At 67.8% G+C, this 16,349-nt stretch carries 14 protein-coding genes; 8 read left to right on the top strand and 6 right to left on the bottom strand.

Going from position 1 to position 16,349, the window contains the following annotated elements; genetic code table 11:
• The first annotated feature begins 124 nt into the window (after positions 1–124).
• The 4 genes from ACW18A_RS04540 (at position 125) to ACW18A_RS04525 (ending at position 4,112) form a co-directional block, all read left to right on the top strand.
• A complete protein-coding gene (locus ACW18A_RS04540) occupies positions 125–388 on the top strand; it encodes a type II toxin-antitoxin system Phd/YefM family antitoxin (protein ID WP_492023616.1) in 264 nt (87 codons plus the stop codon).
• Complete coding sequence (locus ACW18A_RS04535; protein WP_492023615.1) at positions 385–840, top strand: type II toxin-antitoxin system VapC family toxin; 456 nt, start codon at positions 385–387, stop codon at positions 838–840. Before ACW18A_RS04540 ends, ACW18A_RS04535 begins: the two co-directional genes overlap by 4 nt.
• Complete coding sequence (gene rnr / locus ACW18A_RS04530) at positions 841–3,171, top strand: ribonuclease R (RefSeq protein WP_492023614.1); 2,331 nt, start codon at positions 841–843, stop codon at positions 3,169–3,171.
• A 74-nt stretch (positions 3,172–3,245) separates the two neighbouring features.
• Complete coding sequence (locus ACW18A_RS04525) at positions 3,246–4,112, top strand: hypothetical protein (RefSeq protein ID WP_492023613.1); 867 nt, start codon at positions 3,246–3,248, stop codon at positions 4,110–4,112.
• A 17-nt stretch (positions 4,113–4,129) separates the two neighbouring features.
• On the opposite strand, the gene ACW18A_RS04520 is transcribed toward ACW18A_RS04525, so the two are convergent.
• Positions 4,130–4,645 (bottom strand): TetR/AcrR family transcriptional regulator, encoded by a 516-nt coding sequence (locus ACW18A_RS04520; protein WP_492023612.1) that lies wholly within the window; start codon positions 4,643–4,645, stop codon positions 4,130–4,132.
• 159 nt (positions 4,646–4,804) lie between these two features.
• Here ACW18A_RS04520 and ACW18A_RS04515 point away from each other — a divergent pair, with 159 nt between their 5' ends.
• From ACW18A_RS04515 to ACW18A_RS04500, 4 genes are all read left to right on the top strand, one after another.
• Complete coding sequence (locus tag ACW18A_RS04515; RefSeq protein WP_492023611.1) at positions 4,805–5,446, top strand: hypothetical protein; 642 nt, start codon at positions 4,805–4,807, stop codon at positions 5,444–5,446.
• 141 nt (positions 5,447–5,587) lie between these two features.
• A complete protein-coding gene (locus ACW18A_RS04510; RefSeq protein WP_492023610.1) occupies positions 5,588–6,328 on the top strand; it encodes an NUDIX hydrolase in 741 nt (246 codons plus the stop codon).
• On the top strand, positions 6,321–6,722 hold the full coding sequence (locus ACW18A_RS04505) for a DUF5990 family protein (protein WP_492023609.1): 402 nt from the start codon (positions 6,321–6,323) through the stop codon (positions 6,720–6,722). Before ACW18A_RS04510 ends, ACW18A_RS04505 begins: the two co-directional genes overlap by 8 nt.
• A 60-nt stretch (positions 6,723–6,782) precedes the next feature.
• Positions 6,783–7,571 (top strand): hypothetical protein, encoded by a 789-nt coding sequence (locus ACW18A_RS04500; protein ID WP_492023608.1) that lies wholly within the window; start codon positions 6,783–6,785, stop codon positions 7,569–7,571.
• A 748-nt stretch (positions 7,572–8,319) separates the two neighbouring features.
• On the opposite strand, the gene ACW18A_RS04495 is transcribed toward ACW18A_RS04500, so the two are convergent.
• From ACW18A_RS04495 to rpoC, 5 genes are all read right to left on the bottom strand, one after another.
• A complete protein-coding gene (locus ACW18A_RS04495; RefSeq protein WP_492023607.1) occupies positions 8,320–8,493 on the bottom strand; it encodes a hypothetical protein in 174 nt (57 codons plus the stop codon).
• On the bottom strand, positions 8,493–8,657 hold the full coding sequence (locus ACW18A_RS04490) for a hypothetical protein (RefSeq protein WP_492023606.1): 165 nt from the start codon (positions 8,655–8,657) through the stop codon (positions 8,493–8,495). Before ACW18A_RS04490 ends, ACW18A_RS04495 begins: the two co-directional genes overlap by 1 nt.
• A gap of 119 nt (positions 8,658–8,776) precedes the next feature.
• A complete protein-coding gene (locus tag ACW18A_RS04485) occupies positions 8,777–10,996 on the bottom strand; it encodes a CocE/NonD family hydrolase (RefSeq protein ID WP_492023605.1) in 2,220 nt (739 codons plus the stop codon).
• Positions 10,997–11,103: 107 nt separating this feature from the next.
• A complete protein-coding gene (locus tag ACW18A_RS04480; RefSeq protein ID WP_492023604.1) occupies positions 11,104–11,934 on the bottom strand; it encodes a LytTR family DNA-binding domain-containing protein in 831 nt (276 codons plus the stop codon).
• 131 nt (positions 11,935–12,065) lie between these two features.
• Positions 12,066–16,259, bottom strand: a complete 4,194-nt coding sequence (rpoC, locus tag ACW18A_RS04475) for a DNA-directed RNA polymerase subunit beta' (protein ID WP_492023603.1) — start codon at positions 16,257–16,259, stop codon at positions 12,066–12,068.
• Positions 16,260–16,349 lie beyond the last annotated feature (90 nt).

Below are 16,349 nucleotides of genomic sequence, written 5' to 3'. Positions count from 1 at the left end.
GACAGAGCTCCGGATTCGAGGGCGGAAGCTAGGCGTGCCGCCCGGCCCGGACAACCCACCGTGGGGCTGTTGCCGTCGGCGCGATTTATGGCTATATTTATGGCCATAATTCCTGAGGGCGCACATGGCCAGCTACGGCGTCGCCGAAGCCAAGAACAACTTCACCCACCTGCTGGACCGGGTGCAGGCGGGCGAAAGCATCACCATCACCCGCCACGGCAAGCCGATCGCGGAGCTGCGTGGGACGCCTGTACCATCCCCAAAGCTCAGCGGCGCGGAACGGCAGGCCTGGTACGACGCATTCGTCAAGAGACGTGAAGCCCGGCCGATGGCGTCGATCGACGCTGTTGAATTGGTCACGGCCATGAGAGACGGCGTTCCTGAGTGACGCTCTACGCCGATGCGAGCGTGATCGTCGCGTCTGTCGCGAGACAAGAAGCCAGCCGACTGACTGACACTTTTGCGCGCAGTCCTTCGCAGACCCTGCTCGCAAGCGACTTCGCCCTGGCGGAAAGTGCGGCCGCATTGGCAAAGCTCGGCCGGATCGAGCGATGGTCCTTCGACCAGGCCACGACCCTCTTCGAGGAACTCGACGCCTGGGCGAGATTGCTGACTGACGCCGTTGAAATCGAACCGTCCGATATCGCCAGGGCAAGTCTTCTTGTTCGAACGCCGGCGCTTTCTCTCCGGGTGCCCGACGCAATCCACATCGCCGCCGCCCACCGCCTCGGTGCCACCCTCCTCACGCTCGATCGCGGTATGGCGCGCGCCGCCGCCTCACTGGGCGTATCCTGTTTCAATCCCGCCGAGGCCGACACGCCCGGTGAACCGAAAGACTGAATGACGAAAACACCCGGAAAACCCGCCGCCGGATTGCCGGACGAGGCCACTCTGCTGGCCTTCCTGCGCGATGCCGGAAGTGCGGAAAAGGGCGATATCGCCCGCCACTTCGGCCTCAAGGGCGAAGATCGACGTCGTCTGCGCGAAATGATCCGAGGCCTCGAATCGGACGGCAAGCTCGGCAAACGGGGCAGAAAGGGCTTCTCCGAAGCCGGGGCCCTGCCCCCCGTCGGCGTCGCCGACGTAGTTGAAAAGGACATCGACGGCGAACTCTACGTCCGTATGGTCGAGGCCTCGGCCGACGCGCCCAAGGCCCTGCTCGTCCCGGACAGGGGCAAGCCCGGCCCGGCCCCCGGCCTCGGCGACCGCGTCCTGGCCAGGTTCGAACACGGTCCGAACGGCTGGGAAGCCCGGCTGATCAAGAAACTGGACACCAACAACAACCGCGTCCTCGGCGTCATCCGCAAGTCCAACAAGGAGACCCGTGTCGAGCCCGTCGACCGACGCTCGAAGGACGTCCTGATCATTCCGCAGATCCTCTCTGGCGATCTGCGGGACGGCGATCTCGTGCTCGCCGCTATCGAGAAGTCCGACCAGCGCTACGGTCACAAGCGCGGCAAGATCCTCGAGACCGTCGGCCGCGAGGACGACCCCCGCGCCGCCTCCCTGATCGCCATCCACACCCACGGCGTCCCCATGGGCTTCTCGGAAGCCGTGGAACAGGAGGCCGAAAACCAGGACCTGCCGACCCTCAAGGGCCGCGACGACCTGCGCGACATCCCCTTCGTCACCATCGACCCCGCCGACGCCCGCGACCACGACGACGCCGTCTTCGCCCAGCGCGACGACGATCCGAAGAACGAGGGCGGCTGGATCGTCTGGGTCGCCATCGCCGACGTCGCCGCCTACGTCCGCCCCAACACCAGCCTCGACCGCGAGGCCCGCGCCAAGGGCAACTCCACCTATTTCCCCGACCGCGTCGAGCCCATGCTGCCCGAGCGGCTGTCGAACGGCCTGTGCAGCCTCAAGGAGGGCGAGAACCGCGCAACGCTGGCCGTGCGCATGGTCTTCGACAGGGACGGCCGCAAACTGGGGCACAAATTCCATCGCGGCCTGATGCGCAGCCACGCCAAACTCTCTTACGAGCAGGCCCAGGCGGCCATCGACGGCGTTGAAAAGGGTGGCGGGACCGACGACGCGACCGGCCCGATCATGGACACGATCCTGTATCCGCTGTGGAACGCCTACCACACGATGCTGAAGGGGCGCCTCAAGCGCGCGCCCCTGCAGATCGACAGCGCCGAACGCCGTATCCGCATGTCCCCCGACGGCGGCATCGCCTCGATCGAGAGGCGCGTCAGCCTCGAGGCCCATCGCCTGATCGAGGAGATGATGGTCCAGGCCAATGTCTGCGCCGCCGAGACCCTGGAGCAGAAAAAGACGCCGCTGATCTTCCGCGTCCACGACACGCCGAGCCAGGAGAAGGTCTTCAACCTGGCCGACTTCCTCTCGACCATCGGCAAGCCGTGGAACAAGGGCGAGGCCCCGACGACCAAACGGTTCAACAAGCTGCTGGACGAGACCCGCGACGGCCCCCACGCCGAGGTCGTCAACGAGGTCGTCCTGCGCTCCCAGATGCAGGCCATCTACTCGCCGGACAACGTCGGCCATTTCGGCCTGAACCTCGACCGCTACGCCCACTTCACCTCGCCGATCCGCCGCTACTCGGACCTGATCGTCCACCGGGGCCTGATCCGCGCCCTGAACCTCGGCAGTGACGGCCTGACCGACCGCGAGATCGCCGAACTGCCGGCCATCGCCGATCAGGTGACCCTGACCGAGCGCCGCTCGATGGCCGCCGAGCGCGACGCCATGGACCGCTATGTCGCCGCCTTCCTGCAGGATCGCGTCGGCGCGACCTTCACCGGCCGGATCACCGGGGTGACCCGGTTCGGCCTGTTCGTCCGCCTCGACGAGACCGGGGCCGACGGCCTCGTGCCCGTCTCGTCACTGGGCAACGAGTATTTCACCCACGACGACCGCGCCCACGCCCTCGTCGGCGAACGCTCGGGCCAGCGCTACACCCTGGGCCGCACGGTCGAGGTCAAGCTCAAGGAGGCCACCCCGATCACCGGCGGCCTCCTGTTCGAGATGCTCAGTGACGCCGAACCCCGCGACCCCAACGCCACCGCCCCCCGCCTCGGCCTCCGGGGTCGAGGCCCCGGCACAGGCGGAAACGGTCCGCCCAAACGCGGCCTCGGCCGCCCCGGCGGTCCCAAACCCCCGCGCGGCGGCACACCCAAGGGCGTCCGCAAGGGCAAGCGGCGTTAGAGGCCGGTCTCGGACGCCCGCCGCAGCGGACGCCCCCGCCTGCCCGGCGTCATCCCGTCGGTCCAGCATGGCGCATGACCACGAGCCAGCCGCCAACGATTCCGGAGACCGACAGCGCCCTCGACCGGCTGAACGCCGTAGAGCGTGATCTGCTGGGCCTTCTGGGCCGTGGCCACACGGCAAAATCGATCGCGACGCTCCGGTCGGTCTCGGAGGCGGCCGTCAACGAGCGCTTCCGCTCCGCCCGCCGCAAGACCGGAATCGGCTCCAGCCGCGAGATCGCCCGCCTGATCGTGGCCCGAGAAAATCGTCACGACTTTATCGATCTCGCCCGCCCCGCCGCGACACCGCCAGAACTCCCTCGTCCCGACGCACACCGACGTGCGTCCCAACGATGGAGACTTCCCATGGCCGCCGCCGTCCTTCTCGCCGCCGCGATCCTCGCCCAGCAGACCGCCGTCCCGCTCGCCTCACCTGGCCAGAGCGTCGATAGTTCCCATTCCGTGTTCACGACGGACGCGCCCCGATCCGATTGGGCCGCCCTTGCAGAAGATGTCCCACCCGGACCCTATTTGGCCGCCGTTGCCGCTGAGGTCGCGGCCCGACCCGATTGGGCCGCCCTTGCCGACGAGGTCGCGGCCGGAAGGAGGGACCCGGCATGGTCATCGACCACGGAGGCGGGCCTGCTGACCGCCTATCGCGCCCATCCGTGGTTCGCCGAAGGCGCGGACTCCTTACAGGCCCGTTGCAGCGCCACGCTCTGCGAGGTCACGGGTATCAGCCCTCTCGCCCTCGACGAAGATTTGATGGCTGAGCTGCGCTTCTTGACGCTGACCGGCAACGCTCTCGGCCTTGACCTGGAACGCACCCTTACTCGAACGATGACGGATACGGCGCAGACGGTCATCCTCGTCACCTATTGGCGACGTAGCACCGATTGAAGCCTGCTGAACGGCGATCAGCGTCCCTCGGCCAGCCTGCGCGCCAGCACCTCCGGCTCGCACGGTGCCTCTCCACTCAACCATATCCGCAGCAGGGCCAGCTGGGCGGCGGCTGAGGCGGCGGCGGTCATGGCCGCCGGTATGCCGTCGCTCCCCTCCCCCAGCCGCGCCTCGATCATCGCCGCCAGTTTCCTGTGCATCTTCGGCGACAGCGGCGGCTCGAACATCACCCGCGCCAGCGCCCGGCGTTCCCACAGATGGTCCAGCACGAGACCAAGTCGGGGCAGGCTCGCCTGACCGGCCGCCGCCTCGGCCAGGGGCGCAAAGATCGGGTCAATGGCCCAGACCATCACGTCGTCCTTGTTGCGGAAATGCTCGTAGAAGGTCGAGCGCCCGACGCCCGCCGCCTCGATCAGGTCCGACGTCCGGATCGCGCTGTAGCGACGCGAGAAGACCAGGCGCGTGAAGGCGTCGAACACCGCCTTGCGGGTTCTCTGGCTGCGCCGGTCCAGGTCCTCGACGGCCTCGGTCATGACCGGACTCTAGCCGATCCCCCGCCGGGGTTCAGCCCGAAGCCGACCCTGGTTCCGGACTTTTGCCCGTATTCGTCCGTTACCGGACTCCGCCCGCCTTCGCCCGTCGCCCGGTTTGCGCCCTACCGGCACAGAGAGCCTCTGAAACAGGGAACTCTCATGACCACCAACCAGACCCGCGCCGACGGCGCCGTCATCGCCGCAGCGACCGGACTCGCCCTCGTCCTGATGCTGCACCATCCGACCTCACTCTCGACCACACACGACGACGGACAGTTCCTCAGCGACTGGAGCAATGGCTTCGTTCACGCCGCCATGATCGGCTGCCTCCTCGCCCTCGCCATCGGGTTCGATGGCGTAAAACGGCGGCTGGACCAGACCCGCATCCTGACCCGGACCGGCGCGCTCCTGCTCGGCGCGGGCTTCCTCGCCCTGGCCGGCGCGGCCTTGGTCAACGGATTCGCGACCGGGCGACTGCTGGCCTCGACCTCCGACCCCGTCATCCGCGAAGCCGGCGGACGAGCGTTCTGGGCGCTCAACCAGAGCCTCACCGCCCTCGGCACGGTCTTGCTCGCAGTTGGTGCCGCCTCGTGGTCTCCCGGGCTCTGGCACCTGTCCAATGCGGGCCGTGTTGCGGCGGTATTGGGTATCGCGCTGTTGGGCCTGGCCCTCTGGCACACGACCACGGACGGCGGCTTCGGCCTGCAGGTGGCGGTCGCCGCCATGGCCGCCTTCGCCGTCTGGTCGCTGGCCGTCGCCGCGACCATGATTCTCGCCCGCCGCGACACAGAGATCGAATGACGGAACAGCATCACGCGGCGGCCATCCTCCCCGCCCTCGACATCGGCGCCGGCGGAAGGCTCGTCCGCGTCGGCCGCGTTCGCGGCTGACCGCGCGGCGGTCCCGCTTTCATTGCCGGGGTCGCCGTGGCATCCGTTTCCGATGCCGTCGCCCCTCCAGCCCTTCGACGCCGCCCAGGACCTCCGCGACGCCCCCCGGGCGTCAGGCCCACGCCAGCGCCCCAAGGACGCCGCCACCCTGATCCTCGTCCGCGAGGGCAAGACCCCCGACGTGCTGATGGGCCGGCGCGCGCCGGGCCATGTCTTCATGGCGTCGAAATGGGTCTTCCCCGGCGGCCGCATTGACCGCGCCGACTTCGCCGCCGCCTCGGCGACCGACCCGACCGGCCCGACCCGCGCCCGGCTGGAGGCCGAACTGCCGCCGCATCGCGCCCGCGCCCTGTGCCTGACGGCCGTGCGCGAGACATTCGAGGAGACCGGCCTGATCCTCGGTCACGCCGCGCCTGCCGCCTCCGTCGCCGGACCGTGGCGGGAGTTCCGTCAGGCCGGTGCCCTACCCGACCTCGCCGCCCTGTCCTACATCGCCCGCGCTATCACCCCGCCCGGCCGCACCCGCCGCTTCGACGCCCGCTTCTTCATGGCCGACGCCTCGGCGCTGCTGACCCCAGAACCGACCGCCGGATCGGGCGAACTGGACGAGATCGCCTGGCTGCCCCTCGAAGAGGCCCGCGCCCTCGACCTGCCCGCGATCACCCGCTTCGTCCTGGCCGAGGTGGCCGAACGGATTGTCATCCCGGACGGCGCAGAGCGACGAGCCGGGAAGGACCGCCCCCTGCCCTTCGTCCGCATGGTGCGCGGGGCCCATCTGGTGAGCCATGACTGAGACCGTCACCCTGCGCCTGACCATCGCCGATCCGGTGCCCGGCCTGCACTACTGGCGCCAGGACGCCAAGAACGCGCCTCACGACATCCGCCTGTCGACCGAGGCGCCCCTGACCTTCGACATGCCCGTCGACCTGCGCCCCGACGGCAGGCTGGGCGGGACCTTCGTGCGGCGAGAGGGCAAGGAACGCCGCTTCGTCTATATCGCCATCGGCGGGTCGATGGCGGGGCTGGCTGTCGTCAGCCGCCGCGCCAAGATCGACGTCCACGACATCCCCGCCGACCTGCTGAAACCCGGTGCCGTGATCGCGACCACCCTCCCCGGCCGCGGCAGGGACGGCACCCCCGCCTGCGCGACCGTGCGTCCGCTCTCTCCATGGCGTGCTATCGACTGATTGCGGCCCTGTTCCGGCCACGGTCCGCCGTCAGCGTGGCGTGACCGACGGGGAGGATCTGTGTCGAACGCCGGCCTGAGTATCGCGTCCTGGCGCTCACCTGCAGATCGCCGCCGCGCGGCGATTTTTGCGGGCTCGATCCTGCTTCACGCGGCCGTGCTGACGCCGCTGGCCATCGGCCTGTTCGCGGGCGATCCCCCGGTCTTCACCGAGACCCCTGACCTCCCGATCTTCGTCGAGATGGAGCCGCGCCCTCTGCTGCAAGGCGAGACCGCCCGCGAGCCCGCGCCCGCCAGCGCCGCGGCCCGCGAGACCGTCCCGGTGCTCGGCGAAGTCGTCCCCTCCGTCACGCGCGACCGCACGCGTGAGGAGGACGAGGAAGACCGTCCCACCCCCCCGGCTCCGCGGATCGGTGCCAGCCCCCTTGTCGGTCCTCCCCCGGCGTCCGTCGATCCCTGGCGGGTGACGCCCGAGGGAATGGCCGCCGCAGTCGGCCGTTCGATGCGCCTCGGCGCCGGCGGCTGCCGGACCATGGACGGCCGCCTGTCCGCCTCGGAACAGCAACTCTGCGACGACCGGTTCAACGCGGCTGCCGGCCGCGCCGGTCCACTCGGCCCGCGCACCCTGACGGCCTCCGAACAGCGCCGCGACGCCCAATTCGCACGTGACGGCGCCGCCGCCCTGGCCGCCCATGATGCCCTGCGCGAAAACCGCTCCGGCGTCGGCATCGTCATGTCCAGCCCCGACTGCCCGGGCGGCAACCTGCGCAGTACCTGTGCCGGTGCCCACCTGCGGCCCGGGTTCGAGATGACCGACGAACGCCTGCGCAACAACCGCAAGATGGAATAGGCGGAGGACCTGTGTCGAACGCCGGCCCGGGTATCGCGTCCTGGCGCTCACCCGCCGACCCTCGCCGCGCGGCGGTCCTGGCGGGCTCGATCGTCCTGCATACGGCAGTGCTGACGCCGCTGGCCCCGGGGTCTGTTCGCCGACCACCTGCGGGTCTTCACCGGCGCCGCCTCCGCTCCGATCTTCGTCGAGATGGAGCCCCGCCCCCCCCTGGAAGGCGAGACCGCGCGCGAGCCCATGCCCGCCAGCGCCGCCGCTCGTGAGGCGGCTCCGGTCCTGGGCGAAACCATCCCGTCCCTGACCCACGACCGCACGCGCGAGGAGGACGACGACGACCGGCCCAGCGTCCCGGTTCCGCGCATGGGTGCCAGTCCTCCCGTCGGACCTCCCCCGACCTCCGCAGACCCCTGGCAGGTGACGCCCGGTTCGCCCGCGACGGCGCACAGGCCCTGGCCCAGTACGAGGCGCGTCGTCGCGGGCTTGCCGGGGGCGTCAGCATCATCGGCTCCGGCGATTGTCCCGGCTCAAACCTCGGTGTCGGCTGCGCGGGCGCTCATCTGGATCCCGCCATCCGTCAGGGTGCCAGGACCGTGGGCAACACGGGCATGCGTCAGGAAAGGCCCGACGCCATGCGGCCCGTTCCGGGACAGCAATAGTCGCGTGCAGGCCGCGAAGCCTATGCGAGCCGAGAGTTGGCGCAAATTTCCACGCTCAACCAGCGCGCCGCCGCGTGCCGCGCGGTAGTGTCTTAGGCAGACCCGTCAGAGGCCCAGCCGTGCTCCGGACAGAAGGCGTCGTGGTGAGCGGCGCCGAGATCCAGCGCATAGCTGTTCGCAGCGATATAGAGGAACCCGGCGGCGATGACGCCGCAGGCGATCCAGGCACCCGTCCCCATCCGTGTCTCGCGGCGCGTACCGGTCATCAAACAGCCCAGCCGTGCTCGGGGCAGTAGGCGTCGTGGGCCATCTCGCCCATCTGCATCGCCCCGGTCGCCAGAACGATGAAGGCGAACCCTGCCATGATGACGGCATAGGTGATCCACGCGGCGCGATCCGCCGACGACTTCGAGTTCTGCGTCCTGATCATGAACCGCACCGTTTGAACTGAGCGTCGAGACTGTCCGGTTGTCTGGGCGACGTCAATAGCGCGGACAGGTTGCAGGTATCGGCGCTCGAGCGCGAGGCGTCCCGCGGCGAACCCGCCTGTCACCGACCCGCCTCTCTGGTCCCAAGGTCCAGATAGCTGCCCGGCAGGAAGCGCAACGCCATCGGCTCTCCAGCATCGGCGATCGACTCGTCGCTGACGTCACGACCGGTGCCGTAGTTGATCTGGACCTCGGGCCGGAAGGGCACGCCGACCAGGGCGACGATCCGGCTGCCGGGGGCCAGTCGAATCCCCGCTACCGTCTCGCTTTCAAACTCGAGCCGGTGCGGTTCTCCGGGCGTCAGAAGCCTGCGTGTCCGCCGGTCGCCCATATAGCTGGCGCGGCCCAGAAAGGAGGCCAGCCGGAAATAACCGCCGTCCGCCCGATGCTCGAACAGGATCACCTCCAGATCCAGGTCGCGCTTGTTGACCACGACATCGAGCCGTCCGAGGAAGGCCCCGTCCACCTCCAGCCCCTCCGGGAAGGGCTCGGTCTCGAACATCAGGGTCGCCGTCGTGTCCAGTTGGCCCGGGGGTATTTCCGCATCCAGCCCGCTGCGGTCCGCCATATCCACCTCCAGATCGATCACGACGGCCGCGTCCGGCGCGGTTCGTGACAGGGCATGGCCTCCGCCCTCCCCGACCGGACCCAGGAAGAGCCGCAACCGGTCCTCCGCCATCGCCTCCAGGGTCGGAACATGACGCCAGATGTCGGCGCCCATGACCTGGAAATTCACCCGGTCGCCAAGGACCTCGGGCAAGGGCGCACCGCGGAACACATGGTCGAACCACTGCAGGCGGGTCTCCGTCAAGTCGATCATGGCGCTGCGATCCAGATCATAGCCGTTGATCGACGGCAGGACCCCGGACTGCTGGGCCGTATGATGATAGGGGCCGATGATCATCCGGTGATCCGCATCGGGCCGATGGCGAGTGTGCTCCCTGAAATAGTGCAGGGCCCCGACCATGCCTCCGTCAAAATAGCCCGTCTGGACATAGACGGGGATGTCGATGTCGGCGAACTCCGCTCCCTGCGGCGTCATCGCCTGCCAGAAATCGTCATAGTCCGGGTGATCCAGCCAGGAGGCGAACACCGGATTGGCGCGCCCGTCGATCCTGGGCAGGTCACGATACGGACGGCCGCTCAGGAACCATTCGCGGTTCAGCCGCTGCCAGCGGTCGTTGTCGGAATAGGTCGTCTCATCCAGGGCCGAGCCGCTGGCCGCGTACAGGGGCCAAGGGTAGCTGAAGTTCTGGAACACGCCGCCCTGCATCGGAAAGTCTATCCCCGGTGCACTCGAGGCATTGGTGGCGATGGCGCGCAACGCCTTTGGCCGGTGCTTCAGGGCGGCCCATTGGGTAAACGCGTTGTAGCTGCCGCTGAACATCCCGACCCGGCCGTCGCTCCAGTCCTGCGCCGCCAGCCAGTCGATCACAGTCGCTGCGTCAGCTCCATCGTTCACATAGGGGAGCGGCTCTCCAGTGCTCCGGCCCTTCCCACGCGAATAGGCGACCACGCCCGCATAGCCCCTGGCCGCCATCTGCACGGCATCGGCGAAGCTCCAGTCGTCGCGATTGTAGATGGTGAAACTCATCAGGGTCGTCAGCCGCTCGCCGCCTGCCGATCGCGGTCGAACCAGCAGCACGGCGATCCCCGCGCCGTCGGCGACCGGGACCAATAGTCCGTCGTCGACAACGAAGCGACGCTCCGCGTCCGCTCGGATCAGGGGTTCTGACGCCGGTACCAGATAGCTCCAGGCCTCCAGCGTCGCCTGGGCCGCCACGGCCTGGGCGGCAGTCTCGCAGTCGATCAGAACCACGCCCACGCAGGCGGCGGCGGTCTGGATCGCCCGCTCGCGCATCGGCTCCAGGTTGGCGCCATAGGTCGGCAACACCGCCGACATCTCCCGGTCCGGCAGCCGGGCGTAGAGTTCGTCAAACGCCCGGGCCAGGGCCGCCGTCCGATCCGCGCCCCGGGTCTCGTACAGCCGCGCCCGGGCATAGATGCGCCACGGCGTCAGGCCGGCGGCACGCCCCGGCTGCTGCGGCCGCAACTGGTCGGCCAGCCGCAACGCCGTCTCTTCGGCCTCGGCGTAGCGCCCTGCGGCCAGCTGCAGCCGCATCCGCTGGCTCGTCGGCGCCGGGGCAGCGGACCGATCGAGCAACTGCCCGGCGGCGAGCCTGAAGCGCGCGGCGGACGGATCGGCCGTTTGGGCGGCGGCTGCAGGACACAGGCCCGTCGCCAGCAGGAAGGCCAGGCCGAGTGCGGAAAGACGGATCATCAACGGGAAACCTCCATGGCTGACCGCTGGATAGCGTCGGCACGGGAACCCGGGCCGGAAAGCGGCGGTTCGACATCCGGTGTCGGTGAACGAACCGCCTGCGGCGGTTAGAGAACCCGGTCGCGGACCCGCTTCGAACCCGCACGGCTGGTCTGGATCAGGTCGCCGTCCTCCATGTGGAGCAACAGCCGGCCGTTCCCCGCCGGCTCGGCCCGCACGATGCGATCCAGGTTGACGATGCGCGACCGGTGCACCCGGGCGAAGCGATCCGGATCCAGCGCCGCCTCGAACTCCGCCAGGGTCATGCGGGCCAGATGACGACCGTTGACGGTCCTGACCTCGGCATAGTCGTCGGCTCCGGCGATGCTCACGATGCCGGCGACGTCGATCGGGCGGATGTCCTCTCCGCTGCGGATGAAATAGCGCGACAGATCGCCCGTTCCAGGGTCGGCCGCCTTTGCGACCTGAAGCTCCTCCGCGGCGACATCCCCCGCCGGCCGCATCTCCAGATGCGTCAGCGCCGCGATCAAGCCGTAGATCGTCACATTCTGCAGCGACTGCCAGGCCATGGCGCGTTGATCAAAGGGACGGACATCGAACTCTGTCGCCGAGACGCCGTTGATCAGACCCAGCAGCACCAGCAGCGACCAATAGGTCATCACCACGAACAGCAAACCCACGACCACATGACCGAAGACGGTCTGCATCGGCGACCGGCCCGCCACGTGGCGAATGATCAGGCTTCGCGCCGCCAGTCCCAGCAGAACGGTGGGAATGGTGTTGGCCACGCCTCCGGCCACCGTTTCGAGAAAGCCCCCGCCGCGTGCGACCAGCAACACGACCGTATAGGCGGCGAACACCAGACCGGCCGCCAGCGTCACCCGACGGATCGAAAGCGGCGGAATACGCTCCCTCGAACTGGTGCTCCGGTCGTTCATCCGCCCCCCGTTTCCCTCGACAGACCTTACGCCAACAATCCGGCCCGTCGATGCGCGTCCGGACACGCCAACGAAAAAGGGCGGCCCCGCTGCCGGAACCGCCCTCTTCAGTCTTCAGCTGGTGAAAGCGACTACTCGCTCTCGGCCAGCTCCAGTTGCAGATCGGCCGGCAGGGGCTCGACCGCCGCTTCGCGGTTGTTGGTCAGGACCGCGTCGCGCTCGTTGGCGATCTTCTGCAGAGCGCGCAGGTAGGCACCCGTACCGGCCGGGATCAGTCGGCCGACGATGACGTTTTCCTTGAGGCCTTCCAGCATGTCCTTCTTGCCGTGGACCGACGCGTCGGTGAGGACGCGGGTGGTTTCCTGGAAGGAGGCCGCCGAGATGAAGCTGCGGGTCTGCAGCGACGCCTTGGTGATGCCGAGCAGGACGGGCTGGGTGGTGGCGATCCGGCCGCCACGCTTCTCGACCTTCTCGTTCTCAAGCACGGCCTCGGCCACTTCGACCGTGTCGCCACGGATCAGGGTGGTTTCGCCCGAGTCGAGGATCTCGACCTTCTGCAGCATCTGGCGAACGATCACCTCGATGTGCTTGTCGTTGATCGGCACGCCCTGCAGTCGATAGACCTCCTGCACTTCGTTCACGAGATACTCGGCCAGCGCCTCGACGCCCTGGATGCGCAGCAGATCGTGCGGATCGGGGTTGCCGTCGATGATGTAGTCGCCCTTCTGGATCAGATCGCCGTCGTGGACGGAGATGTGTTTGCCCTTGGGGATCAGGAACTCGACCGGTTCGCCCTGGTTGCCATCGGCATCCGGCTCCGGCGTGATCTTGATGCGGCGCTTGTTCTTGTAGTCGCGACCGAATTCGACGCGGCCGTCCATCTCGGCGATGACCGCGCAGTCCTTGGGACGACGGGCTTCGAACAGCTCGGCCACCCGCGGCAGACCGCCGGTGATGTCGCGCGTCTTGGCGCCTTCGGTCGGGATACGGGCCAGGATCTCGCCGGGCTTCACCTCGTCGCCGTTGGCGACCGACAGGATAGCGCCGACGGGCAGCAGGTAACGGGCGTCGGAGCCCGAGGCCAGCTTGGCGAACTCATCGCCCCTGGTGATGCCCATGGCCGGACGCAGGTCCGAACCCCGCGGCGAGGCGCGCCAGTCGATGACGACGCGCTGGGCGATACCCGTCGCTTCGTCGGTTTCCTCGCGGAACGACAGGCCCTCGGTCAGATCCTCGAAGCGGACGATGCCGCCGACTTCGGTGATGATCGGGGTGGTGTAGGGGTCCCACTCGGCCAGACGCTGGTTCTTCTTGGTTTCGTCGCCTTCCTTGACGCGCAGACGGCCGCCGTACGGGATCTTGTACGACTCGCGGTCCTTGCCATCGACCATGACGGTGACGACGACGTTGCGGCTCATCGACACCAGGTCTCCCGTGGTGCCGGTGACGGTGGGGCCGACGATCTTGACCGTGCCGGCGTTGGTCGCCTCGTAGAACGAGGTTTCCGCCACCTGGGCCGTGCCGCCGATGTGGAAGGTCCGCATCGTCAGCTGGGTGCCCGGCTCGCCGATCGACTGGGCGGCGATAACGCCCACCGCTTCGCCGATGTTGACGTTGGTGCCGCGGGCCAGGTCACGACCGTAGCACATGCCGCAGATGCCGGCTTCGGCTTCACAGGTCAGGGCCGAACGGACCTTGACCGACTGCACGCCCTCGCGGTCGATGACCTCGACCACGTCCTCCACCAGATAGGTGTCGGCGGGGAACAGCACGTTCTCGGTGCCCGGCTCCTTGATGTCCTCGGCGTTGTAGCGGCCCAGGACGCGTTGACCCAGGGAGACCAGGACGTCGCCGCCCTCGACCACGGCGCGCAGGGTGATGCCCCGCGTGGAACCGCAATCTTCCTCGGTGACGATCGAGTCCTGCGCCACGTCCACCAGACGGCGGGTCAGGTAACCCGAGTTGGCGGTCTTCAGCGCGGTGTCGGCCAGACCCTTACGGGCACCGTGGGTGGAGTTGAAGTATTCGAGGACGGTCAGGCCTTCCTTGAAGTTCGACACGATCGGGGTCTCGATGATCTCGCCGGACGGCTTGGCCATCAGGCCGCGCATCCCGCCGAGCTGCTTCATCTGGGCCTGCGAACCCCGGGCACCGGAGTTGGCCATCATGTAGACCGAGTTGATCTCGGCGGTACGACCCGAGGCCAGGACGCGCGGTTGCGCGATCTCGCCCATCATCTCGTCGGCGACCCGGTCCGTGGCCTTGGCCCAGGCGTCGACGACCTTGTTGTATTTCTCGCCCTTGGTGATCAGGCCGTCGGCGTACTGCTGCTCATATTCCTCGACCAGGGTGCGCGTGGCGGCGACGATCTCGACCTTCTTGGCCGGGATCACGATATCGTCCTTGCCGAACGAAATGCCGGCCTTGGCCGCTTCCTTGAAGCCCAGGCCCATCATCTGGTCGGCGAAGATCACCGTCGCCTTCTGACCGCAGTGGCGATAGACCACGTCGATCAGGTTGCCGATTTCCTTCTTGGTGAGGTTCTTCTCCAGCAGGCGGTAGCCGACCTGCGGGTTCTTCGGCAGCAGGGCACCCAGCTTCATCCGGCCCGGGGTCGAGTCGATGACCTTGGTCACCTCGTTGCCTTCGGCGTCCTGTTCAGTCCAGCGCGCCTTGATGCGGGTGTGCAGGGTCACCACGGCGGCGTCGAGCGCGGCGTCGATCTCGCCCATGTTGGCGAACAGCTTGCCTTCGCCCGGCTCACCGTCCTTGACCAGCGAGATGTAGTAGAGCCCCAGGACGATGTCCTGCGACGGCACGATGATCGGCTTGCCGTTGGCGGGCGACAGGATGTTGTTGGTCGACATCATCAGGACGCGCGCCTCGAGTTGCGCCTCCAGCGACAGCGGCACGTGGACGGCCATCTGGTCGCCGTCGAAGTCGGCGTTGAAGGCGGCGCAGACCAGCGGGTGCAGCTGGATGGCCTTGCCCTCGATCAGCTTGGGCTCGAACGCCTGGATGCCCAGACGGTGAAGCGTCGGCGCGCGGTTCAGCATCACCGGGTGTTCGCGGATCACCTCTTCGAGGATGTCCCACACCTGGGGCTGTTCGCGCTCGACCATGCGCTTGGACTGTTTGACGGTGCCCGACAGGCCCTTGGCGTCCAGACGCGCATAGATGAACGGCTTGAACAGCTCGAGCGCCATCTTCTTGGGCAGGCCACACTCGTGCAGCTTCAGATCCGGGCCCACGACGATGACCGAACGACCCGAGTAGTCGACGCGCTTGCCGAGCAGGTTCTGACGGAAGCGACCCTGCTTGCCCTTCAGCATGTCGGCCAGCGACTTCAGCGGACGCTTGTTGGCGCCCGTGATGACGCGGCCGCGACGGCCGTTGTCGAACAGGGCGTCGACCGACTCCTGCAGCATCCGCTTTTCGTTGCGGATGATGATGTCCGGCGCGCGCAGCTCGATCAGGCGCTTGAGGCGGTTGTTGCGGTTGATGACCCGGCGATACAGGTCGTTCAGGTCGGAGGTGGCGAAGCGCCCGCCGTCCAGCGGCACCAGCGGACGCAGTTCCGGCGGGATGACCGGCACGACCGTCAGGATCATCCACTCGGGCTTGTTGCCGCTTTCGAGGAAGGCCTCGATCAGCTTCAGACGCTTGGAGGCCTTCTTGGCCTTCATTTCCGAGGGGCTGTCGGCCAGTTCACCGCGGTGGCGCTCGGCCTCCGAATGCAGGTCGATGCCCATCAACAGGTTGCGCACGGCCTCGGCACCGATCTCGGCGGTGAAGCCGTCATCGCCGAACTCGTCCTGATAGCGATAGAACTCGTCTTCCGTCAGCAGCTGGTTCTGCTTCAGCGGGGTCAGGCCCGGCTCGGTGACGATGTAGTTCTCGAAGTAGAGCACCCGCTCCACGTCCTTCAGCGCCATGTCCAGCATCAGCGAGATGCGCGACGGCAGCGACTTCAGGAACCAGATGTGGGCGACCGGCGAGGCCAGTTCGATGTGGCCCATCCGCTCGCGCCGAACGCGGGCCAGGGTGACCTCAACGCCGCACTTCTCGCAGATGATGCCCTTGTATTTCATGCGCTTGTACTTGCCGCACAGGCATTCGTAGTCCTTGGTCGGGCCAAAGATCCGGGCGCAGAACAGGCCATCACGCTCGGGCTTGAACGTGCGGTAGTTGATGGTCTCGGGCTTCTTGATCTCGCCGAACGACCACGAGCGGATCTTTTCGGGCGAGGCCAGGGCGATCTTGATCTGGTCGAAGGTCGGGGTGACCGGGACCGCGTTGAAGATGTTCAGGACTTCCTGGTTCATCTTGAGTTCCTTGCTGCGGCGGGGGCCGCGAAATAGTGAGGGAGTGGCGAGTAGCGAGTGGTTAGTGGCGAGTGATCACCGGGCGGGAGG

The organism is Brevundimonas sp. AVps5 (assembly GCF_058681515.1).
The sequence above is the reverse complement of the archived record's forward strand: the minus strand, read 5'-3'. Positions and strand labels throughout refer to the sequence as shown.